A 240-nucleotide genomic window follows, 5' to 3' on the forward strand; every position below is an offset into this window, starting at 1 on the left:
GTTATGATCTCCGCTGATTGCACGAACAGCATAGTCGAACACCGAGTCACCGTCGATTCTAGCTGCGTTCTCATAGGTGGTGGCGAATGGGTATTCGTCGCACTGCCGAGCCACACCATCCGGCCCCTGCGTGTACCTTGGTCCGTAGTAGGAGCGACAGGTCTTTTTATCCTACGTCGAGACGCCTTTATGTCATTCTCAACATCGTACCCACGGTAGAGCCGGTGCAGCGGCTCTTCT

The sequence above is a fragment of the Saccharomonospora iraqiensis subsp. paurometabolica YIM 90007 genome (assembly GCF_000231035.2).
GTDB lineage: Bacteria > Actinomycetota > Actinomycetes > Mycobacteriales > Pseudonocardiaceae > Saccharomonospora > Saccharomonospora paurometabolica.